Source organism: Chryseobacterium sp. KCF3-3 (assembly GCF_045865955.1).
Lineage (GTDB): Bacteria > Bacteroidota > Bacteroidia > Flavobacteriales > Weeksellaceae > Chryseobacterium.
Genome location: NZ_AP035792.1, coordinates 5,243,552 through 5,259,334 on the forward strand (window position 1 = coordinate 5,243,552; position 15,783 = coordinate 5,259,334).

Here is a 15,783-nt window from a genome sequence, read left to right on the forward strand (position 1 = left end):
TTGAGATTACTTCGCTTTATTCGCAATGACATACAAAAAAAACAAAAATCCCTCTCATTACTGAAAGGGATTTTTTATCGTTAAAAAACTGAGATTACATATAAGCTTCAATTGGCTCACAAGTACATACCAAGTTTCTGTCTCCGTATGCTTCGTCTACTCTTGATACAGAAGCGAAGAATTTGTGGTCTCTTACCCACTCTAATGGATAAGCAGCCTTTTCTCTACTGTATGGTTTATCCCAAGAATCAGAGATTACCAATTGTTCTGTGTGAGGAGCGTTTTTCAATACGTTGTTGGTAGCATCTGCTTCACCGTTTGCAATTTCATCGATTTCTTTTTTGATAGAGATCAACGCTTCTGCAAAACGATCAATTTCAGACTTGCTTTCAGATTCTGTAGGCTCAATCATTAATGTACCTGCAACCGGGAAAGAAACGGTAGGAGCATGGAAACCATAATCCATTAATCTCTTCGCCACATCTGCTACTTCAATTCCTAAAGATTTGAACTGACGGAAATCTACGATACATTCGTGAGCTACTCTTCCGTTTTCGTTTGAATATAAAATAGGGAAATGCTCTGCTAAAATTTCTTTCAGGTAGTTCGCATTCATGATTGCATGTCCTGTAGCCTTTTTAAGACCTTCTGTTCCTAACATTTTAATATAAGAATAAGAAATGTTAAGGATCAATCCTGAACCGTACGGTGCAGCAGAAATACCTTCGATAGCTTCTTTAGACCCGATTCTGATGTTCGCGTTAGAAGGAAGGAAAGGTACTAAGTGTTTAGCAACACAGATTGGACCTACTCCAGGACCTCCACCTCCGTGAGGAATTGCGAAAGTTTTGTGAAGATTAAGGTGACAAACGTCAGCCCCGATGTTTCCAGGACTTGTAAATCCTACCTGAGCGTTCATGTTCGCACCATCCATATATACTTGTCCTCCATGCTCATGGATAAGGTTGGTAATTTCTTTAATGTTAGCATCAAAGAATCCGTAAGTAGAAGGATAAGTGATCATTACAGCAGACAAGTTCTCTGAATGAAGTTCTGTTTTAGCTTTAAGATCTTCGAAGTCGATTTCACCATTTTCAAGGTTTTTCACCACTACGATTTTCATTCCCGCCATTGCAGCAGAAGCCGGGTTTGTTCCGTGTGCAGACTGAGGGATCAATACTACGTTTCTGTGGTGGTCTCCTCTTGAAATATGGTATTCTCTGATTACCATTAATCCTGCATATTCTCCTTGTGCTCCTGAGTTTGGCTGAAGAGAAGTTCCTGCAAAACCTGTAATTTCTGCTAAGTCTTTCTCCAGTTCACGGATCATTTCCTGATATCCTTCAGCTTGATTTACAGGCACAAATGGATGAACTGCACCCCAGTTTTCCCATGAAAGTGGTAACATTTGAGTCGCTGCGTTCAGTTTCATGGTACAAGATCCTAAAGAAATCATTGAATGAGTCAATGATAAGTCTTTTCTCTCAAGACGCTTGATGTAACGCATCAATTCTGTTTCCGTATGGTATTTGTTGAATACTGATTCTGTAAGAATTTCGTCTTTTCTTAAATTCTCTTCCGGAATGCTGTATCCTTCTTTAATTTCTAATTTGAAAGTCTGCTTGTCTTTAAACTGAGCGAAAGAAGCCATCAGGTAGTTTAATTTCTCTAATGTTGTGCTTTCGTTGATCGCAATGCTTACTACTCCTTCTGTGAAATAGTTTAAGTTTAATCTGTGATCAAGCATCAGTCTTACCAATCTTGCTTTCTCATCTTCAGCCATTGTGATTTTCACAGTATCGAAGATTGGCTCTTCTACTACCTGATATCCTAATGCCTTAAGACCGTTTTTCAAAGCATTTGCTTTAAAGTGGATCTGATCAGCAATATAACCTAACCCTTTCGGACCGTGGTAAACAGCATACATACCAGCCATTACTGCCAAAAGAACCTGAGCTGTACAGATGTTTGAAGTGGCTTTCTCTCTTTTGATGTGCTGCTCTCTTGTCTGTAATGCCATTCTTAATGCACGTCTTCCGTACATATCCTGAGAAACCCCGATAATTCTTCCAGGAATATCTCTTTTATAATCTTCTCTACAAGCAAAGAAAGCTGCGTGAGGACCTCCGTATCCTAATGGAATACCGAATCTCTGTGTAGTTCCTACCGCACAGTCAGCACCCATTTCTGCAGGAGACTTTAGCTTAACCAAAGCCATCGGATCACAAGCAACTGCTACCTGAAGATCAAGTTTTTTATATTCTACGATATCTTCTGTATAGTCTAAAACGATTCCGTTTTTACCAGGATACTGTAATAAAATACCGTAATAAGAAGCATCAAACTGGTGTGTTTTATGATCTCCAACTACGATTTCGATTTCTAATCCTTCAGCTTTTGTTTTTAATACAGAAACTGTTTGAGGAAGCACAAGGTCAGAAATAAAGAACTTATTAGCTCCTGCTTTTTTCTGGTCTTTAGATCTGTTGTTGAAGAACATATGCATTGCTTCAGCAGCAGCAGTAGATTCATCCAATAAAGATGCATTGGCTAATGCAAAACCAGTAAGATCACATACTACAGTCTGGAAATTAAGAAGAGCTTCAAGTCTTCCCTGTGCAATTTCTGCCTGATATGGAGTATATGCCGTATACCAGCTAGGGTTTTCAAAAATATTTCTCTGGATTGCTGAAGGTAAAAGTGTATTGTGGTATCCAAATCCGATATAACTTGTATAATCAGTATTTTTAGATGCCAATTCTTTTGAGTGGTTCAACATTTCGTATTCAGAAAGTGGTTCCGAGATCTCAAGATCTTTCTCTAAACGGATAGAAGAAGGGATGGTTTGAGAAATTAACTCTTCAATACTAGAAACGCCAAGTTTTTCCAACATCGCCTGTTTATCGGCTTCATTAAGGGAAATGTGACGGCTCACAAACTGTTCTGTATTCATTTTTATTTATTAGATTTTGTTTGTAAAAAGATGGGTAAAATTACAATTTTTTGGACGATTGTACAAGAGCATATCCAGGGTGATAATTCACAAAAATATTTGTGACTTTTCTCACAGTTGGTTTTTCATAAGCATCACACAAGTTCAGATTGGTTTTGATAATAATATTCACTATTCCATGCATAATACACAACAAAAAACATCAATTCTTATATAATTAAACACCTTAACTTTATTAAAGCAAAATAAATATTCAACAACATTTACTCTATTGATTACACTTATCTTTTAAAAAGGCTGTAAATCTTAATTTTATTCAAAAAACAAACTTTAGCTTGATTTATGGTGAATGTAAGAAGTAATGAGATAGCAAATCAAACCCTTTTATTTCTTTATACAAAAGACTTCTCCCGTTATACATCAGGTTTTAAGAATTTTATGAAATTTTATTAATTATATTTATTCTAAATTAATATATTTGCAACATGAATATGATTGTCCCATTTAAAGTACCGCCATTGGCACCTTACTCATTCAATAACGAAGAGATGTTCTGTGAAAAGAAATCTTGTTGTAAAAAATTTAAGAAAGGTAAAAGATGTAAAAAATGCCCGGGAAGAAAGAAAATGGCATAAACTAGCTGAAATTTTTTATCAGCATATAAATAGCAATCGCTAGAATAATAATTCCCCAGACCAACATCATAATTTTAGGTTGACCAGATTTGTTAATTCTTGTTCTGGGTTGTGGCTTAAACATTTCCTCCACCGAGTTTTTGAACTTTTCAGAATCGTTCTCAAAAACTTCTGTAATGGTAATTCCCTGAACAACCGTTTTGTGCAAAAGAGAATTCGTTGCATGAAGCAAAAGCTGGAATTTCCCGTCTTTAAATTCTGTGATCTTAAAGATCCTCTCTCCATACGGCTTTTCCAATCCGAAAGGCAATACCTTTACTACATCAGCATTGCTCGTCTGCCAGTTGATGATAATCTCCTCTCCTTTTTTCGCATGAATTTTATTCGCTGTAAAAGTTTTGATAGCTGGCGGAATATTATATCTGAAACTTTTCTGATGATTTTCCAGATTCTGATCATAAGTACGTCTAAGCGCACGATCACTTAAAGTCTCATAGGCTTCCTGGATCTCACGGAAACGGTCAGCAAAAAAATCGTCATTGTCATTTTTATCAGGATGATATTTTAAAGACAGTTTTCGATACGCTTTTTTGACGTCTTCTTCCGAAGCATCCTGCGATATACCGAGAAAATAGTAGTAATCTTTCATTGAGCAATACAAAAATAAGGATTTATTTTTCTTTGTGTTTGATGTTTATGGTAAAATTTTGACAGAAAAAAGAATCTAAAAGTCATTGCGAACCGAAGATGAAGCAATCTCAATTCGTTTATTATTTTAAGGTTGGAAAACGTAAAGACGCGAGTTCGTTTTCAAACTGCATATTTTTAAGGCGCAAGGATTTTATCTCCGATAAAATTGCACTTCTCAACAAATGCTGCAAATTGAATGAGGTCAACAGTACCTTTGTCATTCCGAGATTTCCTTAAAATCTTTAATATCAATAGTCATTGCGAATCGAAGATGAAGCAATCTCAATATCGCTTATTATTTTAAGGTTGGAAAACGCAAAGACGCGAGTTCTTTTTCAAACTGCATATTTTTAAGGCGCAAGGATTTTATCTCCGATAAAATTGCACTTCTCAACAAATGCTGCGAATTGAATGAGGTCAACAGTACCTTTGTCATTCCGAGATTTCCTTAAAATCTTTAATACCAATAGTCATTGCGAATCGATGATGAAGCAATCTCAATATCGCTTATTATTTTAAGGTTGGAAAACGCAAAGATGCGAGTTCTTTTTCAAACTGCATATTTTTAAGGCGCAAGGATTTTATCTCCGATAAAATTGTCCTTCTCAACAAATGCTGCAAATTGAATGAGGTCAACAGTACCTTTGTCATTCCGAGATTTCCTTAAAATCTTTAATATCAATAGTCATTGCGAATCGAAGATGAAGCAATCTCAATATCGTTTATTATTTTAAGGTTGGAAAACGCAAAGATGCGAGTTCTTTTTCAAACTGCATATTTTTAAGGCGCAAGGATTTTATCTCCGATAAAATTGTCCTTCTCAACAAATGCTGCAAATTGAATGAGGTCAACAATACCTTTGTCATTCCGAGATTTCCTTAAAATCTTTAATATCAATAGTCATTGCGAATCGAAGATGAAGCAATCTCAATATCGTTTATTATTTTAAGGTTGGAAAACGCAAAGACGCGAGTTCGTTTTCAAACTGCATATTTTTAAGGCGCAAGGATTTTATCTCCGATAAAATTGCACTTCTCAACAAATGCTGAGAATTGAATGAGTTCAACAGTCCCTTTGGCATTCCGAGCATAGCAAGGAATCTCATTACAGGGTAGGTTTTAAATAAAAAATTCCGGCGCGGGAAGCTTTGCTTCCCGCGCCGGAATTAAACAATTTCAATTTAGTCCTGTATGGATTATGCTTCACACATATTATCCTTCTTGCAGCATCTTGAATGGAATTCTTTTTTGAATTTCCCTTTCAGTTCCTGATAGTCTTCCTCATTCATTTCTCTGATCTTATCTGCCAGTCCGAAAGGAGATTTTTCTTTAATTCCATACTCATCAAAAATACCTTTGATAAATCTTTTTCTTTGTATTGCTTTTTTAGCAATTAAGGCTACACCTACAACGGCTAATGCTCCTAGAGCTCCTTTTAATGCTGAATTTTTCATTTTTTCAAAATTTTAAATTTTACTACTTCTTGTTTTTTATAGAGACGAATGAATTCTGATTTTACTTTACTACTTCTTTAAAAATTTCAAATTATTCGTTATTTCTGTTGAAGAATCCTCCCGAGCATTTATTTCTCCAAACCTCCTTGAATTTCTCTCTTTCCTCCGGGGATAAACCTTCCATTTTCTCTCTCATTTTTCTTTCCTTCAAATCTCTCATTCCTTTCCCGAAATGGAAACCACCGAAAAGAATTTTGCTTAGGATCAGTATTCCCATGGCCTGCCAGAAAGTAATGGTTTTAGCTCCTAAAATCTCCGGAAGAAGGCAGTTCCAAAGCATCATTACAATCCATGTAACGGCAACTAAAATTAATGGCGGGCATAGCAATAAAAAAAACCAACCCTTTTTGTGTTTATGATTCATAATTTCTTTTTCTAACTTTTTAAATCTTCGTATAACTTTCTCAATCTGTTTCTCAAGTGCTTCACAGCATAGTTTTTTCTACTGATGATGGTTTTGATGTTTTCTCCCTGTTCATCGGCGATCTCCTGGAGGGTTTTGTCGTTCAGTTCGTTTTCTACGTAGACCAGCCTTTGTTTTTCGGGAAGTTCATCAAGCGCTTCAAACAGTTTTTTCCAGATCTCATCCTGAAACATCTTCACTTCAGGACCCGCACTTTCATCCATCAAAAGGATATCCTTGATAGAAAAACTGCCGTCTTCATCTTCATATACGAAATCTTCAAGATTTTCTGTTTTCTTTTTTCGGTAACGGTCTGTAATTTTATTTGCCGTCACCCTGTACAGCCAGCCCCCAACGTTTACGATCTCCGAGAGATTCGTAAGGCTACTGAACTGATACCACACTTCCTGCAGAATATCTTCCGCATCCTCTGTGTTTTTCACTTTCGGACGGATATAAGACATCAGCTTCCCTCCGTAGTTGGAAACGGTCTGTGAGATGATGCTTTCTTTCTCCTTTTGTGGCATTGTTATTTTTTCGACAACCTCCATATGGTTATGACGGCTGAACTTTTGGTTTTACTTTAATAAATTTAAAATATTTTTCTTAAAATTCAATTTTTCTTTTATTCATCAATGTTTTTTATCTCATAAATTTTCAACAACTTACGCATAAATTATTTTTCAGAAGCTTTTTCCCGCTATCCGCTCATACTCCTCACGCCCAACTATCCCACATTCTTTCCCTCCGACTCTCCCACTCATGTTCCGGGGTAACCGCTGCTATCGGGGCTAGGGATATCAATGATGAATGATAACGCAAGGGTGCAAAGGCTTTATAATCCTTGTGCAGAATGGTAAGACTCAAGAATATTTCAGCTTCGCTAAATATATGATTTTCAGCAAGCAATCTATTATTTTTCTCGCAGATCATGCAGATTACACAGATTTTTTCCATGATCATCTGCTTTATTTTCAAAATCAACGAGAGGATTTAAAAATATGCAGTGTTCAATTTTATCGGAGATAAAATCTTTGCGCCTTAAAAATATACAGCTTGTTATAAAAAGACTTAGCGTTTTTCCAATCATCAAAGTAATCAAAGTATAAACATAATGAGATTGCTTCGCTTTGCTCGCAATGACATTATCCATAAAAAAACGGAAGACCTAAGTCTTCCGTTCAAATGCTATTTAATTAATAGTTTATTTATTAAAATTTTCTGCAAAGAATCCTAACATCGATTTGTAAAGTTCAATTCTGTTCGGTTCTTTTCCAAATCCGTGACCTTCATCATATTTTACCAGATAAGGAACTTCGAAACCTTTGGCACGCATCGCTTTTACAATCTGATCAGATTCATTGATATTTACTCTTGGGTCATTAGCTCCCTGTACCACAAATAGAGGTTTCTTGATCTTATCGATCTGGAACACCGGAGAAACTTCTTTAGCAATTTTTGCTTCCTCAGGGTTATCAAGATCATACCAGATCTGTTTTACCATTTCTTTGTATGGCTTCCAGTATTCCGGGAAAGAATCAAAGAAAGTAAAGATGTTGGATACTCCTACATAATCTACTCCACATGCATATAAATCAGGAGTTTTGATCAATCCCATTAATGTTGCATATCCACCATGACTTCCTCCGTAGATCGCAACTTTATCCTTGTCTACCCAACCTTGCTCAATGGCGTATTTTACACCATCTTCCACATCATCCATTGCTTTTCTTCCGATCTGCTTGTAACCCGCTTTCTGGAATGACTTCCCATATCCACCGGAAATCCTGAAGTTCACCTGAAGCGTAGCATATCCACGGCTTGCAAATAATTGTGTTTCCGGATTGAATCCCCAGCTGTCTCTGATTCCCTGTGGTCCACCGTGAGGGTTAACAATCAAAGGAACTTTTTTACCTTCCAGTGCCGCTTTAGGCAATGTAATATATCCATGAATAGTCAATCCGTCTCTGCTTTTAAATTCGATAGGTCTCATTTCAGCCATATCTTCTTCCTTCAACTGAGGCATCAGGTTGTAAAGAAGTTTGGTCTGCTTGGTTTTAGTATCGTATTCATAATAGGTTCCATACAGCTTATCGCTTCCTACAACAACCAGAAGTTTATCATTATTATCATCAGAAGAAGCAATTCCAAATTCCTTATCTCCAAACTGAGATTTTAATTGATCATGTATTTCTTTATAAAATTTACTTACCGGAACAGTTTCCCCCTTAGTACCTTCATAACTTATAAAATCAAGTTCATAATTTCTGTTTTTACCTGCAGTGCTTATTGAACTTACGTCATATACCGGATTAGAATAAATTTCTTTAATCACAGCATTTTTCTTCAGATCATACAGTACTATTCTCGCTTTATCGCTATCCAGATTGGTTACCACATACGCTTCGTCTTTATTTTTAGAGTTATCATTAAATGCTATAATACTGAAGGTATCAGACCAGTCTGCAGATTTAATCAGATTGAATTTTCCGGTCTGCAGATCTTTATAATAGGTTTTGGTGGTTAATCCGTTTTCAAGAACACTATAACCTCTCAGATTTCCATCTTTATCAAAAAGGTAATCGTCAATAGGGCTGTTGACATCTTTATTTTCATACAGTTGGGTCATTTCCCCTGTAACGAAATTGATTTTAAACGGTTCAAAGATTTGTTTATTATTCTTATTCATCGTTACCACTACAAAATCAGTATCTTTTATAGGAATAATAGATTGTACTTTTACTCCGTCAAATGGTGTTAAATCCTTCTGATTTCCACCATCTGCATCTGCAGCATACAAATGAATATTTTCATTTCCTCCTCTATCCTGAGTGTAGTAAAGACGCTTTTTGTTCAGCCAGCCATAGCCTCTGATCAGATCATCTTTTTCTACGATGGCTTTGGTAATTTTTCCTGTGCTCAGGTCTTTTACATAAACATGATTTTTTTTCTCCTCGTCTTTTTCTTTATAGGAAAGGTATTTCCCGTCAGGAGAGATTTTAAATCCTGAAGCTTTTGGTCTTGCAAAGTAGTCTTCCACTTTGTATTTAAAGTTTCCTTTATCATAAGAAATAAGTTTCTCAAGATTAGCCTTGGAAGATGGCAAAGTAGGATCTCCCGGCAGTTTGGCAGTAGAGCTTTGTGCGTTAATCATCATAGTAGATAGTACAATAAGGGCTGTACCGAAAATTTTGTGATTTAAATTCATAACTTATGTTTTTAAAGGTTAAAGTTACTTAAGCATTTAATTTTTAAGGTAATAAAAACAAATTCATTTATACAATAAGACACATTACTACCACAAAATGTTACACGATTTGATTAAAAAAATTTCAATTATAAGAAAAGACAGCCTTAATGACTGTCTTTTTATCTAATGTAAATAAATTCCGAAATACCATGTCCAGACGATCAGAATAATCTGCATGGGAATCCTTTGAGTGTAAAGGTATTTCATGCCCGGACCTGTGTAATCGGCTTTAAAAATATTAATCTTTTTCCTGGAAGAATTGATATTGGCTATAAAAACCAATACATAGAAAATAATCAGTAAAATAGCTGTTATTTCGCGGATAGCCGGAATCATAAGCCCTATTCCTGCTGCAATTTCCAGAACTCCTGTACAATAGACCCAAAACATTCTGGCAGGGATAAAATGGGGGATCATCATCGCCATTCCTTTCTGGAATTTAAAATGGGAAAAGCCTGTAAATATAATAAAAACAGCCATTCCCAGGTTTCCAGAGAATATAAAATCCGGCTTCCCCTGAAACAAAAAAGTTCCCAGCAAAGCCAGAATAAAAGTTGCGAAAAGTATTACGAGTAATTTCATTTTTAGGTGGTAGAGATGTTGTAGATATTAGGTGACAGGTAGCAGATATTAGTATTCAGGGTAAAATAGCAACTCTAAACATTAAACATTAAACTTTGAACTTTGAACTTCATCAAACTGAACCCAAACTCACTCCTTCTGCAAGGCTTTTCACAACCATTAATCCTTTTGTGAAGCCTGTGTTCATATGATCCTGCCATTGTTTTTCTACCTGAACTTCAGCATGAAGTTTTGTTTTTCCGCCAAAGTCTATCAGAAAGTATTTTTCAAAACTTCCGTTCCATTCCATAACTTCCTTACTCTGGGTATCTTCGTTTCCCTCTTTATCCATCATTCCCAGATGTTTAAATACAATCTGGTTAGGTTCATCCAGGCTGTCTATGGTTGAAACCATTCCTTCCCCATGAGCATTAAGGAAATAGGTTTTTCCGCCTACCTTCCAGTCGGATTTCATAATAGATCCTGCACCGAAATACTTGGTCCATTCGCTGTACGTTTCAGGATTCCAGAGGATGTCCCATACTTTTTGCAAAGGAGCATCAATTACTGTTTCGTATGATAAGGTTTCCATTTGTTTCATTTTTTTAAGTGGTCATTGTGAGCAAAGTGAAGCAATCTCAAAGCTCAAATGATTTTTCTTTTAGTTCAAACCGAATTGTTTACAACTGATTTTCTGAGAGATGTTTCACGATTGACATTGCCTTTGGAAATTTCTCTTCAAAAAATTCTTTAAATTCTGCCGGCGTCTGAATTTCTGTTTTCAGTAAAGTTCCTTCTTCGTTCTCTTCAAGAAAGTAAGCTTCTGTGGCTTCTCCCCAATCCTTAGGCACTTCAATACCGTCATAAATTTCACCCAGATGCAGAAATTTTATTTCTTCGTTGGGAATCACTTTTTCTACTCTGCTGTACATCCCATTGTTCTTAGGATCAAGAAATTTGACAATATTATTTTCTTCCAGCGTTCCCTCATAAAAAGAACCATCAGTAAAAGCTGTTGTCCATTGTCTGTAGGTAATGTCTCCCCAAAGTACACTCCATACTTTTTCAGCTTCTGCATTGATTTCTATTTCGTATGATAATTTTTCCATATATTTTTTAAGGTATTAGGTTGTAGATAATAGGTTGCAGGTGATTGGGTTTGAGGGCTTGAGAGTCAGAGGGTTTTAGGGTGAGAGAATTCTAAATTCTAATTTCTAACCTCTAACTTCTTATCCTCCGACAAAATCACCTCCGTTAATGTGAATTATTTCTCCTGTGATATAACTTGCATCTTTGGAAGCAAGAAAAACATAGGCTGGTGCTACTTCAGAAGGTTGTCCCGCTCGTTTCAGCGGAGTATCTTTTCCAAATGAGGAAAGATCATCAAAAGCTTCTTTCACCAAAGGTGTCCATATTGGTCCGGGAGCAATCCCGTTTACCAGAATTTTCTTTTCTGCAAGGTTATCTGCCAAAGAACGGATAAAACCTTTTGTTGCGGCATAATCTATTAAGTGGTCGCTTCCACGATAAGCTGTGACAGAAGTGGTACAGATTATTCTTCCTCCTTTTTGTATCAACGGGAGAAAATTTCTGGTGAATGAAATCATCGACATGATATTGGTATCAAATGTTTGCTGAATCTGTTCATCAGAAATTTTTTCCAGAGTGCTTCTTGAAGTATGAATTCCTGCATTATTAACAAGAATATCCAGGTTCTTCCACTCTTCTTTAATTTTGTCTGCACATTTGGCTCTGAACGCTTTCCGGGTGAGATCTCCTTTAACCAGAAGACACTTCTGCCCTTCTTTTTCAACCAGTTTTTTGGTTTCTCTGGCATCATCGTCACTTTCTTTATAGATAATGGCGACATCTGCTCCTTCTCTGGCGAAATGAACCGCTACAGCCTGTCCTATGCCGCTGTCTCCTCCGGAAATAACCGCTTTCTTACCCTTCAGCTTCCGGCTTCCCTGATAATCGTTCCTGATAATTTCCGGAAATAACCCTTCTTTAGGGACTTTTGACTTAGATTTTGATTTGTTCTGTGTTTTCATAAGCAAATCTTTTCTCTAAATTACATCAAACAATACGCCGAAAGTTTAAGAATTATAAGCATCTTCCAGATCCTGGATGATAATTTTCTGCATTTTCATCATTGCCTGAACTACTTTATAAGCTTTTTCACGATCAGCATCATTCATTAACTGGATAAGTCTTTTAGGAACAATCTGCCAGCTTAATCCATATTTATCTTTCAGCCAGCCACACATGCTTTCTCTTCCTCCGTCTGCCGTAAAAGTATTCCAGTATTTGTCAGTTTGATCCTGGTCATCTGTCATTACCACCAATGATATTCCTTCATTAAAGTCAAACTGATGGTCATAGGAATTATCCATACAGAATAAGCTGTAATTATCGATCGTAAAATGAGCATGCTGAACATTTTCTGCTGGTTCTGGTATATCATGGCCTTCACTGCCTGCTCCATAGGTTAATATATTCCCGATACTTGAATTGGGAAAAGTTCTGGTATAAAGCTCCATTGCTTCTTTAGCTTTTCCATTATTCTGATGGATAAACATCAATGTAGGAATTATTTTCTGGTCACTTGCTTTTTCTCCTAAAAACAACTGCCATGTTACTCCATATTTATCCTGAACCCATCCGTATTTCGGACTCCATGAGTAAGATCCCAGTTCCATCAAAGCTATTCCGCCATCCAGTAACTGATCCCAGTATTTTTGAACTTCGTCTTCTGTTTCACAGATTACCATAAAAGATATAGAAGCATTTTTTTTGAATTGCGGGCCTCCATTCAGAAGCATGATTCTTTGTCCAAACAAATCAATGTTCATCACAACAGGAGTATCTGCTGTGATTTCGCCTCCAAAAACTTTACAATAAAATTCTGCAGACTGCTTGGCGTCTCCATCATACCAGAGACATGGGAAAATATCGTTATTCATAATTTTAAATTTTAACAAGAAAAATGTATTTATACTTTTAAATTCTCTATACAAAAGCAAAACGGATCTTATGCCTTTACATTGAAACGACACTATTACGTTTTACTGTAAGACACTGCAAATTTTCTACTTGTATATTTATTATGCTTCTTTAAAGCAGACCTGATTTTCTTTCATGTAATTCTTCAGCTTCATCATCGCATTTTTACCGAAACCATGTAGCTGCATGATTTCTTTTTCGGAATAATCTGAAAGTTTTTCCAAAGAATTTATTTTTTCTTTTTCTAAGGCTCTTCTTGCAGGTATTGCAATAACTCCGTGAAGGAATTGCTCTGCAGAGTCATAATTAAAAGCATAAATAGAGTTTAAACTCTTTGACATGATAACTAGATTGATCATGGCTACAAAAAATATTGTTAATGATTCTCAACATACTTGTGGAAGTTGTTGAGAATAGCATACCAGCCATCTCGCTGCATTTCCACAGAATTTTGTTTTTCCGGATCGAAAATTTCAATGACTTTCGTTGTATTCTCATCTATTTTATTGAAAACAACTTCTACTTTTCGTCCGTCCTCCATGTGGTATTTAATGACCTCATGAGGAACTATTTCATCATATACTCCTTCAAAATCGAATCCGAAACTTTTGTCTTTCGCTTCCATTCTGTTTTTGAATTTGCCCCCTACCGTAAGGTTATTTTCAGAACTAGGACACTGCCAGCTTTCATGAGCGAAATTCCATTTCGTGATGTGTTTGGGTTCATTGAAATAACTCCAAACCTTTTCCACCGGTGCTAAAATTGTAATGTCTATTTTAATTGGATCCATAGTTCTATTTTTTAAGTTTGAATAAAGAGATGCCCATTTTTGGGCAACTCTTCATATAATTAGTTAAATATAAGATTATTTTGCGTATTCGTCATTATAGTTCACCATCCAATGAACACCGTACTTATCCTGGAAACACCCAAAATAGTCTCCCCAAAACTGATCTTCAATTGGCATTTCTACATTTCCGCCGTCAGAAAGTTCTTTAAAAATCCTGTCTGCTTCACTTTTGGAATCAGGGAAAATAGAAACATAATTGTTGTTTCCTACCGTAAGAGTCTGCCCAAACCCCGGTACAATATCAGATGCCATTAATAAATCGCCTCCGATAGGCAGAGCAATGTGCATTACTCTGTTTTTTTCTTCTTCAGAAAGATTTTCTGTTCCGGGAGCATTTCCCATTTTATGAATTCCTCCAACGAATTCACCACCGAAAACAGTTTTGTAAAAATTGAACGCTTCTTCTGCTGTTCCATCAAAATTTAGGTATGGATTTAATTTAGCCATGATTTTTAATTTTAAAGTTATTATTATAAGATATAGTTTCTACTGTTGGTCCATTAAGAATTAATTAATTTACTATGAATAAAAAATGCTTAATGGTTTAAAAATTTCACCACTTCTCTGACGGTAAAGTCTATTAGATGGGTATCTATACTTCCGTCAAAGTCCGGCATCATATAAGTGCCATGAGTGGCAGGAAGGATCATTAATCGTGAATCTTTTACCAGCCTCCACATTGCTGCTGTATGTTCCGGCTTCATCACATCCTGATCTCCACTGATAAATAATGTGGGTGACTTTATAGACGTCAGCACCTCATCATCCCAATCTTCGAACGTTTGCATCCTTGTGCAGTCTTTCTCAAAAAGGTTTTCCAGTTTTGAAAAATCCGGATTGAGATTTAAAAAATTAATTTTAAAAGGTTCCGGCATTGATTCGAAAGTGGCTTCCTGCATGCCTTCAAAAAAGCCGTCTATCATCCCGTTTCTTTTATAAAAAGCTGAAGCAACGACCAATTTTTCAACTATTCCCGGATGACGATGGCCAATCTGCATTACGGTACTTCCTCCATTACTGAATCCCCAGAATGAAGCTTTCCCGATAGTAAGTTCTGCTAAAAGTCCGGCTACATCATCAGCATCCTGTTCAAATCTTTCAGGAATATCCCGATGTTCACTTCTTCCGTGATTTTGTAAATCGATTCCTATCAACTGAAATTGATCTTCCAGTCTTGTAATGACTTCTTTAAAATCATAGAGCATGGAAGAACCACCGCCATGAATCAATACCAAAGGCTTTCCTGATCCATAGATTTCATAATACACTTGGATTCCGTTGACTTTTTTATAGCCTTTTTCTACTGGATTCATTATTAATACTTAAGATTTTCGTCCACGTCATACTTCATGCCCGGATAATCTAAAATTCTTCGCATTAAGCCTATCTGTCCGCATAAATAGTCTTCACGACCGATAGACATTCCGACAAAATTGAGTTTTGTTTCTTTAATGAAAGGGATATTCATTCCTATTTCAAATATTTCATCCAGCTCTTCATCGGTTACTTCATGAAGTTTTTGAAATACTTTGGCAGAAATAGCATGAAAGTTTTCTTTTAATTCAGCAAGCGTTGGATACTTAAAACTTGTATCCAGTGCTTTTCCCTGGAAAAATAAATCGCTGTAGGGATCTTCGTCACGAAGTCCAAGTACCCAGCCTAAGCCATAGCGCATGTTGATAAAGTTTCCTGCCATCCATACGATATGATTGGTTTTATTCTCAATTCTTTTCAAAGCGTCTTCTTCCGAAATGCCGTCCAAAACATTCATAAAGCTTTGGGAATGCATTCTGTAAGCCGGAATAATGACTTCCATTTTTTTTGATTTTGGTGTGTCCATTTTTAATTAGAAGTTAGAAATTAGAGTTTAGTAGGTTGGAGAAACGCGAGGGCGCTAATAGTTTTACAAACTATGCGTTTTTAAG

At 36.3% G+C, this 15,783-nt stretch carries 16 protein-coding genes; all 16 read right to left on the reverse strand.

The features are described 5' to 3' along the window. Positions 1-94 precede the first annotated feature (94 nt). Positions 95-2,953, reverse strand: coding sequence for an aminomethyl-transferring glycine dehydrogenase (gene gcvP / locus ACKTTZ_RS23330; RefSeq protein ID WP_034697059.1), 2,859 nt, complete (start codon positions 2,951-2,953; stop codon positions 95-97). Between the two features lie 636 nt (positions 2,954-3,589). Beyond that, on the reverse strand, positions 3,590-4,237 hold the full coding sequence (locus ACKTTZ_RS23335) for a J domain-containing protein (RefSeq protein WP_034697058.1): 648 nt from the start codon (positions 4,235-4,237) through the stop codon (positions 3,590-3,592). Positions 4,238-5,473: 1,236 nt separating this feature from the next. Then, the gene (locus ACKTTZ_RS23340; RefSeq protein ID WP_034697056.1) at positions 5,474-5,731 is read right to left on the reverse strand and encodes a hypothetical protein; all 258 of its coding nucleotides are present in this window, start codon (positions 5,729-5,731) and stop codon (positions 5,474-5,476) included. Between the two features lie 91 nt (positions 5,732-5,822). Continuing rightward, positions 5,823-6,155: a hypothetical protein gene (locus tag ACKTTZ_RS23345; RefSeq protein ID WP_034697054.1), complete on the reverse strand. Its 333-nt coding sequence runs from the start codon at positions 6,153-6,155 to the stop codon at positions 5,823-5,825. Positions 6,156-6,166: 11 nt separating this feature from the next. After that, the gene (locus ACKTTZ_RS23350) at positions 6,167-6,721 is read right to left on the reverse strand and encodes an RNA polymerase sigma factor (RefSeq protein WP_228406519.1); all 555 of its coding nucleotides are present in this window, start codon (positions 6,719-6,721) and stop codon (positions 6,167-6,169) included. Positions 6,722-7,398: 677 nt separating this feature from the next. Then, positions 7,399-9,402: a S9 family peptidase gene (locus ACKTTZ_RS23355; RefSeq protein ID WP_407846747.1), complete on the reverse strand. Its 2,004-nt coding sequence runs from the start codon at positions 9,400-9,402 to the stop codon at positions 7,399-7,401. A gap of 165 nt (positions 9,403-9,567) precedes the next feature. Beyond that, positions 9,568-10,026 (reverse strand): DoxX family protein, encoded by a 459-nt coding sequence (locus tag ACKTTZ_RS23360; RefSeq protein WP_407846748.1) that lies wholly within the window; start codon positions 10,024-10,026, stop codon positions 9,568-9,570. 112 nt (positions 10,027-10,138) lie between these two features. After that, positions 10,139-10,597 (reverse strand): SRPBCC family protein, encoded by a 459-nt coding sequence (locus tag ACKTTZ_RS23365; RefSeq protein WP_407846749.1) that lies wholly within the window; start codon positions 10,595-10,597, stop codon positions 10,139-10,141. A gap of 88 nt (positions 10,598-10,685) precedes the next feature. Continuing rightward, entirely contained in the window at positions 10,686-11,114 is a 429-nt protein-coding gene (locus ACKTTZ_RS23370) for an ATPase (protein ID WP_034697315.1), read from the reverse strand. Positions 11,115-11,234: 120 nt separating this feature from the next. Further along, on the reverse strand, positions 11,235-12,056 hold the full coding sequence (locus tag ACKTTZ_RS23375; RefSeq protein ID WP_407846750.1) for an SDR family oxidoreductase: 822 nt from the start codon (positions 12,054-12,056) through the stop codon (positions 11,235-11,237). Between the two features lie 45 nt (positions 12,057-12,101). Then, a complete protein-coding gene (locus ACKTTZ_RS23380; RefSeq protein WP_034697312.1) occupies positions 12,102-12,968 on the reverse strand; it encodes a VOC family protein in 867 nt (288 codons plus the stop codon). A 141-nt stretch (positions 12,969-13,109) separates the two neighbouring features. After that, a complete protein-coding gene (locus ACKTTZ_RS23385; RefSeq protein WP_253316800.1) occupies positions 13,110-13,349 on the reverse strand; it encodes a hypothetical protein in 240 nt (79 codons plus the stop codon). 35 nt (positions 13,350-13,384) lie between these two features. Beyond that, positions 13,385-13,798 carry an SRPBCC family protein gene (locus ACKTTZ_RS23390; RefSeq protein ID WP_034697311.1) on the reverse strand — a complete coding sequence of 138 codons (414 nt, stop codon included), beginning with the start codon at positions 13,796-13,798 and terminating at the stop codon, positions 13,385-13,387. Between the two features lie 75 nt (positions 13,799-13,873). Continuing rightward, the gene (locus ACKTTZ_RS23395) at positions 13,874-14,305 is read right to left on the reverse strand and encodes a VOC family protein (RefSeq protein WP_034697309.1); all 432 of its coding nucleotides are present in this window, start codon (positions 14,303-14,305) and stop codon (positions 13,874-13,876) included. 89 nt (positions 14,306-14,394) lie between these two features. Then, positions 14,395-15,171, reverse strand: coding sequence for an alpha/beta fold hydrolase (locus ACKTTZ_RS23400; protein ID WP_407846751.1), 777 nt, complete (start codon positions 15,169-15,171; stop codon positions 14,395-14,397). A gap of 2 nt (positions 15,172-15,173) precedes the next feature. Then, complete coding sequence (locus ACKTTZ_RS23405) at positions 15,174-15,698, reverse strand: DinB family protein (protein WP_253316801.1); 525 nt, start codon at positions 15,696-15,698, stop codon at positions 15,174-15,176. Positions 15,699-15,783: the final 85 nt, after the last annotated feature.